At 76.5% G+C, this 15,811-nt stretch carries 17 protein-coding genes; 8 read left to right on the top strand and 9 right to left on the bottom strand.

The features are described from left to right. On the bottom strand, positions 1 to 748 hold a 748-nt coding region (locus tag E9549_RS09415), incomplete at its 3' end, for a glycerate kinase (RefSeq protein ID WP_236826284.1). A gap of 27 nt (positions 749 to 775) precedes the next feature. Between E9549_RS09415 and E9549_RS09410 the strand changes: the two genes are divergently transcribed. After that, positions 776 to 1,963, top strand: coding sequence for an acyl-CoA dehydrogenase family protein (locus E9549_RS09410; protein ID WP_236826283.1), 1,188 nt, complete (start codon positions 776 to 778; stop codon positions 1,961 to 1,963). 4 nt (positions 1,964 to 1,967) lie between these two features. On the opposite strand, the gene E9549_RS09405 is transcribed toward E9549_RS09410, so the two are convergent. Beyond that, entirely contained in the window at positions 1,968 to 2,228 is a 261-nt protein-coding gene (locus E9549_RS09405; RefSeq protein WP_236826282.1) for a hypothetical protein, read from the bottom strand. Positions 2,229 to 2,412: 184 nt separating this feature from the next. On the opposite strand from E9549_RS09405, the gene E9549_RS09400 reads away from it, so the two are divergent. Beyond that, positions 2,413 to 2,718: a hypothetical protein gene (locus tag E9549_RS09400; RefSeq protein ID WP_236826281.1), complete on the top strand. Its 306-nt coding sequence runs from the start codon at positions 2,413 to 2,415 to the stop codon at positions 2,716 to 2,718. A 29-nt stretch (positions 2,719 to 2,747) separates the two neighbouring features. After that, positions 2,748 to 3,524, top strand: coding sequence for a triacylglycerol lipase (locus E9549_RS09395; RefSeq protein ID WP_236826280.1), 777 nt, complete (start codon positions 2,748 to 2,750; stop codon positions 3,522 to 3,524). Between the two features lie 48 nt (positions 3,525 to 3,572). Here E9549_RS09395 and E9549_RS09390 read toward each other — a convergent pair whose 3' ends face one another. Together E9549_RS09390 and E9549_RS09385 are read right to left on the bottom strand one after the other, a co-directional pair. Then, the gene (locus tag E9549_RS09390; protein WP_236826279.1) at positions 3,573 to 4,508 is read right to left on the bottom strand and encodes an alpha/beta hydrolase; all 936 of its coding nucleotides are present in this window, start codon (positions 4,506 to 4,508) and stop codon (positions 3,573 to 3,575) included. Positions 4,509 to 4,538: 30 nt separating this feature from the next. After that, complete coding sequence (locus tag E9549_RS09385; RefSeq protein WP_236826278.1) at positions 4,539 to 6,038, bottom strand: NAD(P)/FAD-dependent oxidoreductase; 1,500 nt, start codon at positions 6,036 to 6,038, stop codon at positions 4,539 to 4,541. A gap of 92 nt (positions 6,039 to 6,130) precedes the next feature. On the opposite strand from E9549_RS09385, the gene E9549_RS09380 reads away from it, so the two are divergent. Next, positions 6,131 to 7,156, top strand: coding sequence for an AraC family transcriptional regulator (locus E9549_RS09380; protein WP_236826277.1), 1,026 nt, complete (start codon positions 6,131 to 6,133; stop codon positions 7,154 to 7,156). 5 nt (positions 7,157 to 7,161) lie between these two features. On the opposite strand, the gene E9549_RS09375 is transcribed toward E9549_RS09380, so the two are convergent. Genes E9549_RS09375 through bluB form a run of 3 tightly spaced genes read right to left on the bottom strand, consistent with a single transcriptional unit; the run spans position 7,162 to position 10,171 of the window. Beyond that, positions 7,162 to 7,947, bottom strand: a complete 786-nt coding sequence (locus E9549_RS09375; RefSeq protein ID WP_236826276.1) for an adenosylcobinamide-GDP ribazoletransferase — start codon at positions 7,945 to 7,947, stop codon at positions 7,162 to 7,164. Continuing rightward, the gene (locus E9549_RS09370) at positions 7,944 to 8,489 is read right to left on the bottom strand and encodes a bifunctional adenosylcobinamide kinase/adenosylcobinamide-phosphate guanylyltransferase (protein WP_236826275.1); all 546 of its coding nucleotides are present in this window, start codon (positions 8,487 to 8,489) and stop codon (positions 7,944 to 7,946) included. The genes E9549_RS09375 and E9549_RS09370 overlap by 4 nt, the downstream gene beginning before the upstream one ends. Further along, positions 8,486 to 10,171, bottom strand: a complete 1,686-nt coding sequence (bluB, locus tag E9549_RS09365; protein ID WP_236826274.1) for a 5,6-dimethylbenzimidazole synthase — start codon at positions 10,169 to 10,171, stop codon at positions 8,486 to 8,488. Before bluB ends, E9549_RS09370 begins: the two co-directional genes overlap by 4 nt. A 189-nt stretch (positions 10,172 to 10,360) precedes the next feature. On the opposite strand from bluB, the gene E9549_RS09360 reads away from it, so the two are divergent. Continuing rightward, entirely contained in the window at positions 10,361 to 11,386 is a 1,026-nt protein-coding gene (locus E9549_RS09360) for an acetamidase/formamidase family protein (protein WP_236826273.1), read from the top strand. Between the two features lie 8 nt (positions 11,387 to 11,394). Here the strand turns inward: E9549_RS09360 and E9549_RS09355 are convergent, their stop codons facing one another. Beyond that, positions 11,395 to 11,802 (bottom strand): hypothetical protein, encoded by a 408-nt coding sequence (locus E9549_RS09355; protein ID WP_236826272.1) that lies wholly within the window; start codon positions 11,800 to 11,802, stop codon positions 11,395 to 11,397. Between the two features lie 11 nt (positions 11,803 to 11,813). Beyond that, complete coding sequence (locus E9549_RS09350) at positions 11,814 to 12,620, bottom strand: TIGR02587 family membrane protein (protein WP_236826271.1); 807 nt, start codon at positions 12,618 to 12,620, stop codon at positions 11,814 to 11,816. A 141-nt stretch (positions 12,621 to 12,761) separates the two neighbouring features. Here E9549_RS09350 and E9549_RS09345 point away from each other — a divergent pair, with 141 nt between their 5' ends. Genes E9549_RS09345 through E9549_RS09335 form a run of 3 tightly spaced genes read left to right on the top strand, consistent with a single transcriptional unit; the run spans position 12,762 to position 15,765 of the window. Continuing rightward, positions 12,762 to 14,825, top strand: a complete 2,064-nt coding sequence (locus E9549_RS09345) for a PEP/pyruvate-binding domain-containing protein (RefSeq protein ID WP_236826270.1) — start codon at positions 12,762 to 12,764, stop codon at positions 14,823 to 14,825. Then, entirely contained in the window at positions 14,822 to 15,373 is a 552-nt protein-coding gene (locus tag E9549_RS09340) for a hypothetical protein (protein ID WP_236826269.1), read from the top strand. Before E9549_RS09345 ends, E9549_RS09340 begins: the two co-directional genes overlap by 4 nt. Further along, entirely contained in the window at positions 15,370 to 15,765 is a 396-nt protein-coding gene (locus E9549_RS09335; RefSeq protein WP_236826268.1) for a hypothetical protein, read from the top strand. The genes E9549_RS09340 and E9549_RS09335 overlap by 4 nt, the downstream gene beginning before the upstream one ends. The last annotated feature ends 46 nt before the right edge of the window (positions 15,766 to 15,811 follow it).

Below are 15,811 nucleotides of genomic sequence, written 5' to 3'. Positions count from 1 at the left end.
CGGCCACCCCCATCGCCGGCCACCCCAGCAGGTCCACGCCCAGGTCGCGGCGCACGACGGCGGCGAAGCGGGCCAGCGCGGCGTCGAGCACCGCCACGTCCTCGGGGGTCGCCCCCTTCTGCGGACCGAAGACGGCGGCGGCCCCCTCCGGGCCGGTCAGCGGGTTGTCGACGTCGACGCCGACGACCAGCTCGACCTCGTGCAGCCGGAGGTCGCGCGCCCCCATGTCGATGCGGTCGAGCCGGGCGAGCCCCGCGCCCCCGCGGGGGACGTCCCGGCCCTCGGCGTCGAGCAGCCCGACGCCGAGCGCCTGCAGCAGGCCGGCGCCGCCGTCGGTGGTGGCGCTGCCGCCGGCGCCGAGCACGATGCGCCGGGCTCCGGCGTCCAGCGCCGCGCGGACCAGCTCGCCGACGCCGTACGTGGTCGCGGTGAGCGGGGCCGGCCGCGCCAGCTGCCCGAGCCCGGCCGCCGAGGCGAGCTCGAGCACCGCCGTCGTCCCGTCGAGGGCGAACACCGCGTCGACCGGCCGGCCGTCGGGTCCGCTGACCCGGGCGGTCCGGGGCCGGTACCCGGCCCGCAGCGCCGCCGCGACCGTGCCCTCCCCGCCGTCGGCGACCGGGCGCAGCACCACCTCGGCCTCCGGCCGGCCCCGCCGCACGCCGTCGGCGATCGCCTCGGCGGCGCGGTCGGCGTCGAGGCTGCCCTTGAACGAGTCGGGTGCGATGAGGACGTGCACGACGGGCAGCATCCCGCAGTTCGCCGTACGTTCGGGGTCGTGACCGCCGACACCCCCGACTTCTACGCCGTCGAGGACCTCCTCGAGCCCGCCGAGATCGAGCTCCGCGACCGGGTGCGCGCCTTCTGCGACGCAGAGGTCACGCCGCACATCAACGACTACTGGGATCGCGCCGACTTCCCGCTGGCGATGGCGAAGAAGCTCGCCGGGCTGGGCATCGTGGGCGGCACGATCGAGGGCTACGGCTGCCCCGGGATGAGCAACGTCGCCGCCGGCCTGGTCGCCGCTGAGCTGGCCCGCGCCGACGGCAGCATCGGCACCTTCAACGGGGTGCACAGCTTCCTGGCGATGCAGTCGATCGCGGTCCTCGGCGACGAGGAGCAGCGGGAGCGCTGGCTGCCGGAGATGGCACGGCTGGAGAAGATCGGCGCGTTCGGTCTCACCGAGCCCGCGCACGGCTCCGACGCGGTGGCCCTGGAGACCTCGGCCCGCCGCGACGGGGACGCCTACGTGCTCAACGGGCAGAAGAAGTGGATCGGCAACGGCTCGATCGCCGACTACGTCATCATCTGGGCCCGCGGGGAGGACGGCGCCGTCGGCGGCTACGTGGTCGAGAAGGGCAGCCCCGGCTACGAGGCCACGGTGATGACCGGCAAGACGGCGCTGCGCGCGGTGTGGCAGGCGGAGATCACGCTCACCGACGTCCGGGTGCCGGTCGAGAACAAGCTGGCCAACTGCCACTCGTTCAAGGACGTCTCCCAGATGCTGGACCGCACGCGCTACACCGTGGCGTGGCGGGCGCTGGGGCTGGCGACGGCGTCCTACGAGCTGGCGCTGGCCCACGCGCTGCGCCGCGAGCAGTTCGGCCAGCCGATCGCCGGGTTCCAGCTGGTGCAGGACAAGCTCGCCCGGATGCTCGCCGAGATCACCGCGATGCAGCTGATGTGCTGGCGGCTGTCCAAGCTCGCCGACGCCGGCCGGATGACCGCGGCGATGGCCTCGCTGGCGAAGATGAACCACGCGGCCAAGGCCCGGGCGATCGTCGCCGACGCGCGCGACATCCTCGGCGGGGACGGCATCCTGCTGGACCACCACGTCGCCCGGCACCACGCCGACATGGAGGCGATCTTCACCTTCGAGGGCACCGACTCGGTGCAGGCGCTGATCGTGGGGCGCGCGGTGACCGGGCTGTCGGCGATCAGCGGCCGCAGGCCGGAGAAGGGCTGAGCGGTCAGCGGGCGGTGGTCAGCCGCTTGTCGACGGCGGTGGTGCGCGCGCACTCCGGGCAGCCGGTGCGGCCGATGCCGACCCGCTCCCACTTCTGGGTGCCCCAGATCTGGACGATGGCACCGCACACGGCCAGCTCGACCTCACCGTCCAGCTCGGCCGGCGGGCGGTGCGCCTCCACGGCGTGCCACGGGTAGCTCTGCTCGGTCCGCTGCCCGGCCGACCAGCGGTCGGGTCGGGCGAATCCCACGGCGTACGTGTCCACGGGTCACACGTGCCCCGGATCACTGCCGCTCAATCCCCTCGATCGGGCGAATACGGCTCCGGGTCGGGCGCTCTCCCGCGGCGCAGGGTGACCGCTCCCACCTCGGTCGCCGGGAGCCCGGTGCGCGCCTCCGGGGACGGCGTCGGCGCGCTACCGTCGGAGGCTCGCGCGGGAGGTGCACGCAATGGATCCGATCAGCCTGCTGGTGGGCGCCGGGCTGCTCGGCGCCGGCTTCGTCGCCGGGCGCCTGGGCCGGAGCCGGGGCAGCGCGCCGCCCCCGCCGGTGACGCCGCTGTGCGGCTGCGGGCACACGCTCAGCCAGCACGACACGGAGACCAACACCTGCTACGCCGAGCTGCGCCGCGACACGTACGACAAGCGCGGGCGCTGGTCGGGGCACAGCTGGGTGCCCTGCACCTGCCGCCAGTACGTCGGCCCCCGCCCGATCGACGAGGTGTTCGTCCCGCGCGTGCTGCCGCCGGGCGACTGACCGCACCCCCGCGCGGGCATGCAGGGCCGGTGAGCACCCCGCCCAGGCGCCCCCGCGCCGCCCGCACCGACGACCTGCTGGCCCTGACCGAGCCGGCCCGCGCGCTGGTCAGCGCCGGTGCGCTCGCCGCCGGCAGCCCCCTGCTGCGGCTGGCGCCGCGCGGCGAGCCGCACCCCGTCGTCGTCCTGCCCGGGTGGCTGGCCTCCGACGTCTCCACCCGGACGCTGCGCGGCTGGCTGCGCCGCCTCGGCTACCCGGTGGTCGGGTGGGACCTCGGCCGCAACCACGGCCCGCGGCCCGAGGTGGTGGACGGCGTCCGGGACCTGGTGCGGCGGCTGGCCGGCGAGCACGGGGGGCCGGTGAGCATCGTCGGGCAGAGCCTCGGCGGCATCTTCGCCCGCCGGCTGGCCGAGCGCTCCCCCCGGCTGGTGCGGCAGGTGGTCTCGCTCGGCTCCCCCTTCGCCGCCGCGCCCGCCCGGCCCCGCGGCGCCGCCTCGCGCGCCGGCACGTACCGCGAGTTCCGGCGGCTGCGGGCGGTGCACGACGTACGCCCGGCCCCGCCGCTGCCGGTGCCGAGCACCTCGGTGTACTCCCGGTGGGACGGCGTCGTCGACTGGCGCACCTGCCTGCAGCGGGAGGGGCCGACGAGCGAGAACGTCGCCGTGCACGCCGCCCACCTCGGCATGGGGGTGGACCCGGCCGTGCTGTGGGTCGTCGCGGACCGGCTGGCCCAGCCGCGCGGGGGCTGGCAACCCTTCCGGCGGCCGGAGCGCCTCCCGCTGCGGGCGCTGTTCCCCGAGAGCTGACGACCGGGGCGGGTCCGGGGACACGGGACCCGCGACCGGTCGGGTGGCTCAGCGGTGCAGCAGCTCCCGGAAGCGGGCGCACGACTCGTCGATCGCCTGCTGGGCGGCCGGCGAGATCGTGCCCATGTCGAAGAAGCCGTGGATCATCCCGTCGTAGCGCCGGACGTCGGCGGTCACGCCCGCGGCGCGCAGCGCCTCGCCGTAGGCCTCGCCCTCGTCGCGCAGCGGGTCGTACTCGGCAGTGACCACGACCGCGGGCGGCAGCCCCGAGAGGTCGCCGTGGTGCAGCGGCGACAGGCGCGGGTCCATGGCGTCGTCCCAGCCCTCGGCGTAGTGCCCGTAGAACCAGTCCATGGTGTCCTTCTCGAGGAAGTACCCCTTGGCGTTCTCGATGCGGGACGGGTACTCGCCCTCGGCGTCGACCGCCGGGTAGATGAGGAACTGGGCGGCCAGCGGCGTGCCGTCGGCGTGCAGGGCCTGGGCGACCACCGCGGACAGGTTGCCGCCGGCGCTGTCCCCGGCGACGCCGAGCCGCTGGTCGCCGCCGAACTCGTCGAGGTGGGCGGCGATCCAGCGCGCGGCCGCCACGGCATCGTCCGCCGCGGCCGGGAAGGGGTGCTCCGGGGCCAGCCGGTAGTCGACGGCGACCACGACGGCGCCGCTGCCCCGGCAGACGTTGCGGGCCATGTTGTCGTGGGTGTCGAGGTCGCCGATCACCCAGCCGCCGCCGTGGAGGAAGACGACGGTCGGGAAGGGCCCCTCGCCCTCGGGCCGGTAGACGCGGGCCTTCAGCTCGCCCTCGGCGCCGGGCACGGTGCGGTCCTCGGTGGAGCCCACCGGCACCAGCTGCTCGGGGGTGCGGGCTCCGTGGGTCAGCGCGAGGTACAGCTGCCGGCCGGCCTCCGGGGTGCCTTCGTACATCGGCGGCAGGCCGGCCTGCTCCATCATGGTCAGCATCGCGGCGATGTTCGGGTCGACGGGCACGTGCGCTCCTGATCTGTCGGGGTCGGGCGGTCAGCGGTAGACGAGGGACTTGTCGTCGAGGTCGACGGCCGGGAGCGCCGTCCGCTCCTCGGCGTACTCCAGCAGGTGGGTCCACGGCTCGCGGTCCCCCTGCTTGAACATGCGGTCCACGGAGCGCATGACGTAGCCGGAGTTGAAGTTCTCCGGGTCGGCCCACGGCCGCAACGGCATGTCTGCGTCCTCGGGACGGAGCGTGGGGACGACGACGGATGCGCCGCGGTCCTGCATGTGCGCCAGGAGCCGGCAGACGAGCTCGCTGACCAGGTCGGCGCGCAGGGTCCAGCTGGCGCGGAAGTACCCGAAGACGTAGGCCATGTTGGGCACGCCGCTGATCATGGTGCCGCGCCAGGTGACCCGTTGCGTGAAGTCGACCGGCTCGCCGTCCACGGTGAAGGCGACACCCCCGAACAGGCAGAGGTCGAAGCCGGTCGCGGTGACGACGACGTCGGCCTCGAGCTCCTCCCCCGAGGAGGTGCGGATCCCGGTCTCGGTGAAGGTGTCGATGGTGTCGGTGACGACCGACGCCGCGCCCTCCCGGATGGCGGTGAACAGGTCTCCGTCGGGCAGCAGGGCGAGGCGCTGCTGCCAGGGCCGGTAGGTCGGGCTGAAGTGCTTGTCGATGTCGAAGCCCTCGGGCAGGAGCGGACGCATCGCCTCGATGAGCATCTCGCGCAGCTCACCCGGCTGCTCGAAGGACATGCGGGTGATCTCGTCGCCCTCGGCGATGTAGGCCCGGCGCAGGATCTCGTGGGTCCAGTCGTCGGGCACGTCGAGCGCCCGCAGCGTCTCGGCCAGCTCGTGCGTGCGGGGTCGGGCGAAGAAGAACGTCGGGGACCGCTGCAGCATCGTCACGTGCGCGGCGGTCTCGGCCATGGCCGGCACGATCGTCGCCGCGGTGGCCCCCGAGCCGATGACGACGACGCGCTTGCCGGCGTGGTCGAGGTCCGCGGGCCACTGCTGCGGGTGCACCACCACCCCGCGGAACCGGTCCATGCCGGGCCACTCGGGCCGGTAGGGGCGCCCGTGGTCGTAGTAGCCCTGGCACATCCACAGGAAGTCGGTGGTGAGGGTGAGCTCCTCCCCGGTGTCCTCGCGGGAGACCTGCACGGTCCACCGCCGCTCGGCCGACGACCAGCTCGCCGAGGTGACGCGGTGCCGGTAGCGGATGCGGTCCGCCAGGCCGTCCTCGGCGATGACCTCGTCGAGGTAGGAGAGGATCTCCGCCGAGGTGGCGATCGACGCGCCGCGCCACGGCTTGAACCGGTAGCCGAAGGTGAACAGGTCGCTGTCCGACCGGACGCCGGGGTAGCGGTGGGTCCACCAGGTGCCGCCCCGGTCGTCGAGGGCGTCGAGGATCGCGAAGCTCCTCCCCGGGAAGCGGTCCTTGAGGTGGTGGGCCGCCCCGATGCCCGAGATGCCCGCCCCCACGACGAGCACGTCGACGTGCTCGGTCGTCGCCGTCGTGGCCGGTTCCTGCGCGATCGCCGTCATGCCCGGTCTCCCCCTCGGTGCGCGACCCGTGTCGACCGCGAACGTAGTGAGGCATCGCCCGTGTGAGCCATGACACAATCGGCCTCATCTTGATGATTTCGGCCAACCCCGTCCACGCCGCCTCCCGGGGCACGGGCAGCGCGGCGCTGCTGTGCGCGCTCGGCGAGGAGCACGGCTTGCCGCGGGCCGGCCTGCTCGCCGCGGCCGGCGTCACCGAGGCCGAGCTGGCCGACCCGGAGGCGGAGATCGCCGCCGAGCAGGAGGTGCGGCTCGTGGCGGCGCTCGCCGCCGCGCTGCCCGAGGACAGCGGCCTGGCCGCCGGCAACCGGTACCGGCTGGCCACCTACGGCATCTGGGGGTTCGCACTCCTCTCCAGCCGCACCCTGCGCGCCGGGCACGAGGTCGCGATGCGCTTCCTCGACCTCACCTACGCGCTCACCCGGGTCAGCGCCGTGGAGGACGGAGGCGAGCTCCGCCTGTTCTTCGACGACCTCGACGTGCCCGAGCCCGTGCGCCGGTTCGTCCTGCTGCGCGACGCGACGGCGGCGCTCCAGCTGTGGCGGGAGTCCCTCGGCCGGCCGGTCGTGCCCCGGCGGGTGGAGCTCCGGCTGCCCGCCCCGGCCGACCCGGCGCCCTACGCCGCGGCGTTCGGCGTGCCGCCGAGGTTCGCCGCCCCGCGGTCGACCGTGGTCTTCGACGCCGCGCTGCTCGACCAGCCGCTCCCCCAGGCGGCCCCGCTGACCGCGGCCCTGTGCGAGGCGCAGTGCCGGGAGCTGCTCGAGCGACTGGTGTCCCGCCGGGGGCTCAGCGGTCAGGTGCGCGACCTCCTGCTCCGGCAGCCGCAGCGCATGCCCGGGCAGGAGGAGGTCGCCGCCGAGCTGCACGTGAGCGTGCGCACCCTCCGCCGCCGGCTCGCCGAGGAGGGGACGAGCTTCCGCGCCGTCCTGGACCAGACCCGCCGGCACCTGGCCGAGGAGCTGCTGGTGACCGTGGGCCTCAGCGTGGAGGAGGTGGCCGAGCGGGTCGGCTACTCGGAGGCGTCGGCATTCGTGCACGCCTTCCGGCGCTGGACCGGCGCCAGCCCCCGGCGGTGGGCGCGCACCGCCACGCGGGAGTGATCCGGTCAGGTCCACGTGGTACCGGCGGCGAGCACGACCAGCGCCGCGGCCGTCCCGGTCTCCACCACGGCGCCGAAGACGTCGCCGGTGACCCCGCCCAGCCGGCGGGCCGCGTGCGCGGCGAGCGCCGCGCCGACCGCCGGCGCGACCAGCACGGCGGCGACGGCCCACACCACGTCGGCCGCGGACCCGCCCGCCAGCAGCCGCAGCCCGACCGCGCCGGCGACCAGCAGCACCGTCGCCGTCCACCGCACCACCGGCGAGCCGGCCCCGGCCACCAGCACCCCGAGCGCGGAGCCGTCCGCCGCCGGCCGCGCGGCCGCGTGCAGCACCGCCACCCGGCCGGCCGTCGTCGCCAGGACGACCCCCACCAGGCCGCCGGCCAGGGATGACTCCCCCAGCACCGCCGCCAGCGCCGCCACCTGCACGAGCAGCAGGCAGGCCAGCGCGGCCACCCCGAAGGCGCCGACGTCCGGTCGCCGCATCATCGCCAGCGCCTGGTCGGCCGGCCGGCCGCTGCCCAGCCCGTCGGCGAGGTCGGCGGCGCCGTCCAGGTGCAGCCCGCGGGTCAGCAGCGCCAGCGCGCCGACCACCAGCGCGGCGGCCAGCAGCGGGGCGCCCCCGTCGCTCCCCCGCCACACCGCCAGCGCCGGCACGGTCGCCAGCGCCCCGAGCAGCGCCCCCACGAGCGGGAGCCACCGCAGCACGCCGGGACCGGGGGTGCGCGCGGACGCCGGCACCGGCAGCACGCTGAACACCCCGAGCGCGGCGAGCGGGCCCCCGCCCGTCACCGGAGCCGCTGCGGGAGGCCGGCGGTGAGCAGCCACACCCGCCGGGAGGCGGCGGCGACACGCGCGTTGAGGATGCCCAGCTCGTCGCGGTAGCGGCGGCCCGAGGCCGTCGCCGGCACGACGCCGGACCCCACCTCGTTGCTGACCGCGACCACCCGGCGGCGGGTGCCCGACCAGGCGGCGACGACGTCGTCGACAGCGGCGGCCAGCCGGGCGTCGGCGCCCTCGGTCCCGGTCCAGACGCCGCAGTCGTCCATCACCCGGGCCAGCCAGGTGGAGAGGCAGTCGACCAGCACCGGCGGGCCCGGCTGCCCGAGCACGCCGACGAGGTCGACGGTCTCGACGGTGCGCCAGGACGCCGGGCGGCGGTCCCGGTGCAGCGCCACACGGCCGGCCCACTCGGGGTCCCCGCCGTCGGCCGGCAGGCCGCAGGCCACGTACTCCACCCGGCGGGCCCGGGCCAGCAGCTGCTCGGCGTACCGGGACTTGCCCGAGCGCGCTCCCCCGAGGACCAGCACCCGGCGGGGCGGCCGGCCGATCACCGCACCCGCCCGGCGGCGCGCCGGGCGCGCAGCGCGGTGAGCAGCAGCTGCGCGGCCAGGGCGGCGCCGACGCCCTCCCCCGCGCGCAGCCGCAGGTCGAGGAGCGGCTCGAGCCCGAGCTCGGTGAGGACGGCGGCGTGCCCCCGCTCGCGGCTGCGCTGACCGGCGATCAGCGCCGCCTGCGCGGCCGGCTCCAGGCGCACCGCGACGGCGGCGGCGACCGAGGTGACCAGGCCGTCGAGCACCACCGGCGCACCGGCCGCGGCGGCCCCCAGCGTGATGCCGGTGAGCACCGCGACCTCCGGCCCGCCGAGCGCGGCGAGGAGGGGCATCGGGTCGCGCACGCCCCGGACCCGGTCCAGGGCGCCGCGGACGACCGCCCGCTTGCGGTCCAGCATCGCCGCGTCCGCCCCCGCCCCGAGCCCGACGGCGTCGTCCGGGGCGAGGCCGAGCAGCCCGCAGGCGAGCGCGGCCGCCACCGTGGTGTTGCCGATGCCGACCTCGCCCAGGCACACCAGCCCGGTGGCGGCGAGCTCCCGCCCGAGCTCCCGGCCCTCGGCGACCAGCGCGGCGGCGGCCCCCGCGGTCAGGGCGTCGGCGGTCAGCAGGTCGCCCTGCGCCTCCGGGGAGACCGCGTGGTGGGCGCGCACCCGCAGCCCGGCCTGGCGGGCGGTCGACGCCCCCAGCGACTCCCCGGTGCCGGTGGCGGCCAGCACGTCGGCGGTGACCGACGACGGGTAGGCGGAGACGGCGTGCGCCAGGGCGACGGGGTGGTCGCCGGCCACGACCACCAGCGTGCCGGCGTCGGGCACCGGTCCGGGGAGGGCCAGCACGCGGTCGACGGCGCGGTCGAGGACCCCGAGCGACCCGGGCACGGCGAGCAGGTCGTCACCGGTGTCCCGCGCGGCGACCACCGCCTCGGGGCGCGGCCCGGCGAGGTGGCTGACCGGGGCGGCGGGGCTGTCGTCGGACGGCCACCGCTCGCGCAGCACGACGTCCTCCAGCGGCGCCCGGTGCGACCAGCCGTGGCGCACCAGCCCGGGCTCCGGTGGGCGCTCGTCGGGCCAGCCCAGGCACAGCCAGCCGAGGGTCTGCACACCCTCGGGGAGGTGCAGGAGCGCGGCCAGGTCGGCCGGCTGGAAGAGCGTCACCCAGCCCATGCCCAGCCCCGCGGCGCGGGCGGCCAGCCACATGTTCTGGATCGCGCAGGCGCAGCTCCAGAGGTCGGCGTCGGGGAAGGTCGCCCGGCCCAGCACCCCGGTGGCGTGGGCGCGGCGGTCGCAGGCGACGACGACGCCCAGCGGCGCCTCGCGGATGCCCTCGAGCTGCAGGTCCAGCAGCCGTGCGCGGCGGTCGGGGGTGAGCAGCTCGGCCTGGCGCAACCGCTCGCGGTCGGCGAGCACGGCGGCGCGGTCGCGGGTGGCCTGCTCGGTGACGACGACGAAGCGCCACGGCTGCGAGTGGCCCACCGACGGCGCCCGGTGCCCGGCCTCCAGCACCGACCGCAGCAGCTCGGGGGGCACCGGGTCGGGTCGGTAGCGGCGGATGTCGCGCCGGGCCCCGACGACGGTGTGCAGCGCCTCCACCGTGGCGGCGTCGAAGGCCCAGCCCGCGGGGTCGGCGGCCCGCTCGGCGGCGTGCGTCTGGTCACCGATCACCGGGACCGGCCGGGGCCAGGTCATGCCAACTCCTCCATCGGGTCTCCGGGAAACCCTCGCACGCCCGCAGGCGCGCGTGGACCCCGGTTCCCCCGCCGGGGTGCGTGCCGGTCGGGGCTGCGGGGGCCGCCGGGTGCCCGCCGCGACCCTCCGCCATCCTGGGGCACCTGTCGTCACCGGCAGGAGCACGCCACCCGCGAACGGAGGAGACCCGTGGCCCTCGAGGTCGTCCAGCTCACCCCCACCCCCGACCAGTACCGGTACGTCTTCGGCGGCGCACCCCAGCCGCTGGTGCGGGTCCGGCCGGGCACGGTCGTCGAGCTCACCACCGAGGACTGCTTCGGCGGCCGGGTGACCAGCACCGACGACCTGCCGAGCCAGGTCTGCGACTTCTCGCAGCTCAACCCGGTGACCGGGCCGATCCACGTCGAGGGCGCCGAACCCGGCGACACCCTCGCCGTCCACTTCGCGGAGATCGCGCCGGCCCGCGACTGGGCCGTCTCCACGACGTTCCCGCACTTCGGGGCGCTGACGGCGACGCACAGCACGGCGATGCTGCACGACCCGCTCGAGGAGGTCGTGTGGCTGTACGAGGTGGACCGCGAGCGGGGCACCTGCCTGTTCCGGCCGCGCCGCGGCGGGCCGGAGGTGGAGCTCCCGCTCGACCCGATGCACGGCACCGTGGGGGTGGCACCGGCCGGGGGCGAGGCCTTCGCGACCGTCACGCCGGGCGCGCACGGCGGCAACATGGACACCCCGGAGATGCGGGCGGGGACGACGGCCTACTTCGGTGTCAACGTCCCCGGCGGGCAGCTGTCGATCGGTGACGGGCACTGCCGGCAGGGTGAGGGCGAGGTGTGCGGCACCGCCGTCGAGGCGGCGATGCGCACCGTCGTCGTCGTCGACCTGGTCAAGGGCGGTGGACCCGCATGGCCCCGGCTCGAGACCGACGACCTCCTGATGTCGACCGGCTCGGTCCGGCCGCTCGAGGACGCCTACCGGGTCAGCCAGCACGACCTGGTCACGTGGGCCGCCGAGCTCACCGGCTGGGACCTGCTCGACGCCTACCAGCTGGTCAGCCAGGCCGGCCTGGCGCCGGCCGGGAACGTCGTGGACACCAACTACACGATGGTCGCCAAGCTGCCGAAGGCCTACCTCGGCCGCCAAGGCGTCGTCGCCGCCGACGGCGTGCACGACCGGCTGCGGCAGACCGCCGCGGCCTACCTCGCCCAGCGCTGAGCGCGGCCTCAGGGCGACGCGTAGCCGGCCGGGCGGACCTCGAGCCGACCGTCCCGGGGGTCCTCGGAGAACAGCAGCGCCCCGCTGCGGCGGCTGCCCGGCGGCACGTAGGCGATCGTGGCCGACGACTCCTCCACCTCGCGGCCGCCACGGGTGAGCGAGCCGGACACCTCCAGCTGCTCGGCCGTGCGGTCGCCGGTGTTCTCGACCCGGAAGGAGACCGCCCACCCCTCGCCGCTCGGCTCCACCGCCGTCACGCTCACCGCGAGCTCGGGGGCGGCACCGGCGTCGGTGACCGCCTCGAACGCGACGAACGCCAGCAGGACCAGGACCAGCAGCCCGCCGAGGGCGCCCAGCGCGTACTCCCCCGCCGTCGTCCGCTCCGGGCGCCCGGTCTCCTCCTCCGGCTCGTCCACCGGCCCCTCCCTCACAGGATCAGCCGCGCCGCCGCGGCGCCGACGCTGGCGGGGAAGGCCAGCACGACGGTCTGCGCCACCACGACGACGGCGCCCGTGCCGTCGAAGCGGCCGAAGGTCCACAGCACGTAAGCCGAGACGGCGAAGGCCGCCGCGTACCCCACCACGGTCAGGGTCAGGAACGACCCGACGAACCCGCCGGTCGACCGCTCCTGCCCGCGGAAGCCGACGGTGTACACGAAGCCGTGCATGACGACCAGGCTCAGGACGACGAGCAGCGCGGTGCCGACCGTGCTCATCCGGGCCGCCATGAGCACCACCTCCTCGGTGGGCGCGATGTTGGCGGCGAAGACGATCGCCCCGGCGGTCATGAGGAAGACCTCGTGCCCGTACCGGTCCGGTTCCCTCCGCCGGCTGCGCTGCCCGAGCTGGCTGCGGGCGTAGGAGGCCCCGACCGCGGCGGGGAGCGCCTCGATGGCGGTCACCCCGAGCGCGTCCTGCCAGTTCCGGACCGGGTCGATGACCCCCAGCACGGCGAGCACCAGCGCGGTGGTGGCCGCGGCCACGAGCAGGGCCACCCCGGCGTCGGCGAGGTAGCCCCCCACGCCGACGCCCCCGGGCCCGGTGCCGAAGTACCGCGACAGGGCGATCACGAGCGCGACCGTCGTGACCACCAGCAGCGCCAGCCGGTAGCGCTCGACGGTGTGCGCCAGGCGCCACAGCTCCATGGTCATCATCAGCGGCAGCGCGAACAGCAGCGCCCCGCCGAAGGCCCGGCCGACGCCCCGGGCGAGCTCGTGCTCGTGGCCCGCGGTCACGCTGCACCGGGTGCCGGACGGCGGGCGAGGAGGTCCACGGGCTCCCCCTACCCCGCCGGGCCGGCGATGGAGCCCGTTACGTTTTGCCGACGGAACCGCCGGTAGGGGCCTCGTCGCACCGTTTCCGGCTACCCCTCCGGGATGCCGGCCACCTCGACCGACGACAGCATGGGCAGCGTGCCCGTCGCCGACGCACCCCCCGTGGTGGGCCTCGACGACGAATCCGCCACCGACGGGCAGGTCAGCGGGGCGAAGGCGGCCGCCCTCGCGCGGGCGCACCGGGCGGGCCTGCCGATCGTGCCCGGCTTCGTGGTGACCACGGCGGCCGTGGAGCGGCTCGCCGCCGGTGGCCCCCTGCCCGACGACGTCCACGTCGCCTGGCGGCAGCTCTCCGCGGAGGGGCGGCGCGCCCTGGTGGTGCGGAGCAGCTCGACGGTCGAGGACCTCGGCGACTCGTCGATGGCCGGCCGGTTCGAGTCGGTGGTCGGGGTGCGGGGCGCCGAGGAGTTCGAGCGCGCCGTCGCGACCGTCGTGGCCAGCCGCGGGACCGCCGCCGCGGGGTCGGACACCCTCACCGGCCGGGAGCCGCTGGCCGTGCTGGTCCAGCCGCTGCTCGACGCGCGCAGCGGCGGCGTGCTCTTCGGCATCGACCCCGTGTCCGGGCGGGAGGACCGCCTCGTCGTCGCCGCGGTGACCGGGGGACCCGACCGCCTGGTGAGCGGCGAGGTGGACGGCGACCGCTACGAGCTCGACCGCGACGGCCGCCGCACCGACGTCACCCGCGGCGACGGCGGGGTGCGGCTGCGGAAGGCGCAGCTGCGGGCGCTGGCCGACCTGGCGCGGCGCACGGCCCGGGTGTTCGACGGCCCCCAGGACGTGGAGTGGGCCTTCGACGAGGAGAACCGGCTGCGGCTGCTGCAGAGCCGGCCGGTCACGGCAGAGGCGCGCGGCCGCCCGCACGGGCCGGTGCTCGGGCCGGGCCCCGTCGCCGAGACCTTCCCCGAGCCCCTGCAGCCGCTGGAGGCCGACCTGTGGATTCCGCCGCTGCGCGACGCGCTGCGGCACGCCCTGCTGCTGGCCGGAACCACCGACCGGGACGCCGTGGAGGCCTCCCCGCTGGTCCGCGTCCTGGGCGGCTGGGTCGCGCTCGACCTCGACCTGCTCGAGCGCCGGCCGGAGGCCCCCCGGCTGCGCGACCGGCTCGACCCGCGCCCCCGGCTGCGGCGGCTGCGCGCCTCCTGGCGGGTCGGCCGGCTCCGCTCGGCCCTGCCGGCCCTCGCCCGGGACGTGGTCGGGGCGGCCGACCACGCCCTCGGCGGGGTGCCGCCGCTGGGCGAGCTGACCGACCGGCAGCTGGTCGCCCTGCTGCACCGCACCGGCCCGGCGCTGCGCTCGGTGCACGCGCACGAGGTGCTCGTGGGCATGCTCGTCGACCCCGACGCCCCCCGGCTCACCGGGGTGAGCGCCGCGCTGCGCGTGCTCGGCCGGTCCCGGCAGGCCGGGCTCCCCGACGCCGAGATCGTCGCCGCCAACCCGGTGGTGCTCGCCCTCGCCCCGCCGAGGATCTGCCGCCGCCCGCAGCTCCCGCCCGACGTCGACCCGCCGGACAGCCCCCCGCCGGTCGAGGAGACCGACGCCGGGCTGCTGCGGGAGGCGTTGCGGCTGCGGGTGCGGTGGCTGCAGGAGGTCACCGCCCGCGCCGCCTGGGCCCTCGGTGAACGGCTCACCGCCGCCGGCCGGCTCGGCGACCCGGAGGAGGTGCGCGGGGTGCGGCTGGCCGATCTGGCCGCCGCCGTCCACGACCCGGCGGTGGTGCTCCGGCCGGCGCCCGAGGAGCCCGGGGAGCCGCTGCCCGCGCGGTTCCGGATGAGCGACACCGGCCGGCCCGTACCGGTCGCCGGTGCGGCCGGCGGCACCGGGGCAGGAGGTGGATCGGGCAGCGGGCCGGTGCACCACGGGGACGACCCGCCGGAGGGCGCCGTGCTGGTGGTGCGCACCCTCGACCCCTCGCTGGCGCCGGTGCTGCCCCGGCTGGCCGGCCTGGTCGCCGAGACGGGGAGCGTGCTGGCGCACCTGGCGATCCTCGCCCGCGAGTCGGGGGTGCCCACGGTGGTCGGCCACGCCGGCGCGCTGGAGCGGTTCACCCCCGGCACCACCGTCCGGGTGGACGGGGACAGCGGCGCCGTCGAGGAGGAGGACTCGTGAAGAAGCTGAGCTGGCTGGTGGGGGTCCTCGCGCTCCTGGGCTCCGGCGGCTACCTGTTCGTCTACGTCTACCGGTGGGAGTGGCACCGCGCCCTGCTGGTCGGCATCCTCTTCCTCGCCACCCTGGTGGGGCTGTGCACCGGCCTGGTCGTGCGTCGGCTGAACGCGGTGGCCGAGACCGTGCGGGCGTCCGCGGCCGCGCAGCGGCCACCCGGGGCGCTCGAGCGGCTGCGCGCGGCGCCCGTGGAGAGCAGGCCGTTCACCTGGCTCCGACCCGCGGACCTCGACCGGACGCACATCTTCATCCCGGTGCTGCTCGGCGGTGGCTTCGTCGTCTCCGGGATCGCCTGGCTGGTCGAGCGGGTCGCCGGCGGCTCGGCCCGCGCGGGGGTGGAGCGGGAGGTCGCCGACCAGCTGGAGGAGATCGCCTTCCCGGCGACGTCGCTGGTGCCCACGGAGGCCGAGCTCCTCGCCGGCGACGACGGGTTCGGCGACGACCCCGCCCTGCGGGTGCTGCTCGGGCCGGCCGCCACCGCGACGTCGCCGTGAAGCGGGTGCTCGCCTGGGTCGCCGGCGCCGCCGTCGTCGCCGCCGCGGTCCTGCTGCTGCGCGCCGAGCTGATGACGGTGCATGTCCCACTGCCGGAGGGCTCCTACACCGACGTGGTCCTGGCGGTGGAGATCCGGGAGGACCCGGCGCTGCGCGAGGAGATGACCCGCGGGCTGGTGAGCACCTGCCGGTTGCTGGTGAACGCCGACGTGGTCGAGGACTCCTTCGGGACGGTCGGCGACGGCGTGTACGCCTTCCGGCTGCGGCCCGGGCTCGACGAGTTCGACCGGCGCGAGATGCAGGGCTGCCTGCGCGACACCCGCGTGCAGCACCTGCTCGCCGACGTCCGCCGGATCGCGACGGTGACGCCGGAGGAGGCGGCCGGTCGCTGAGCCGCCGGCAGCCGTCATCGGATCGTCGGGTGCCCGGCCGGTGTGC

Origin of the sequence: Blastococcus sp. MG754426, assembly GCF_021699055.1 — a bacterium.
Classification (GTDB): domain Bacteria; phylum Actinomycetota; class Actinomycetes; order Mycobacteriales; family Geodermatophilaceae; genus Blastococcus.
The sequence above is the reverse complement of the archived record's forward strand: the minus strand, read 5'-3'. Positions and strand labels throughout refer to the sequence as shown.

Coding starts and splice junctions, on each gene's coding strand:
- E9549_RS09400 (WP_236826281.1), top strand. CDS start 2,413: ATGGATCCGATCAGCCTGCTGGTGGGCGCCGGGCTGCTCGGCGCCGGC.
- E9549_RS09385 (WP_236826278.1), bottom strand. CDS start 6,038: ATGACGGCGATCGCGCAGGAACCGGCCACGACGGCGACGACCGAGCAC.
- E9549_RS09380 (WP_236826277.1), top strand. CDS start 6,131: ATGATTTCGGCCAACCCCGTCCACGCCGCCTCCCGGGGCACGGGCAGC.
- bluB (WP_236826274.1), bottom strand. CDS start 10,171: ATGACCTGGCCCCGGCCGGTCCCGGTGATCGGTGACCAGACGCACGCC.
- E9549_RS09345 (WP_236826270.1), top strand. CDS start 12,762: ATGCCGGCCACCTCGACCGACGACAGCATGGGCAGCGTGCCCGTCGCC.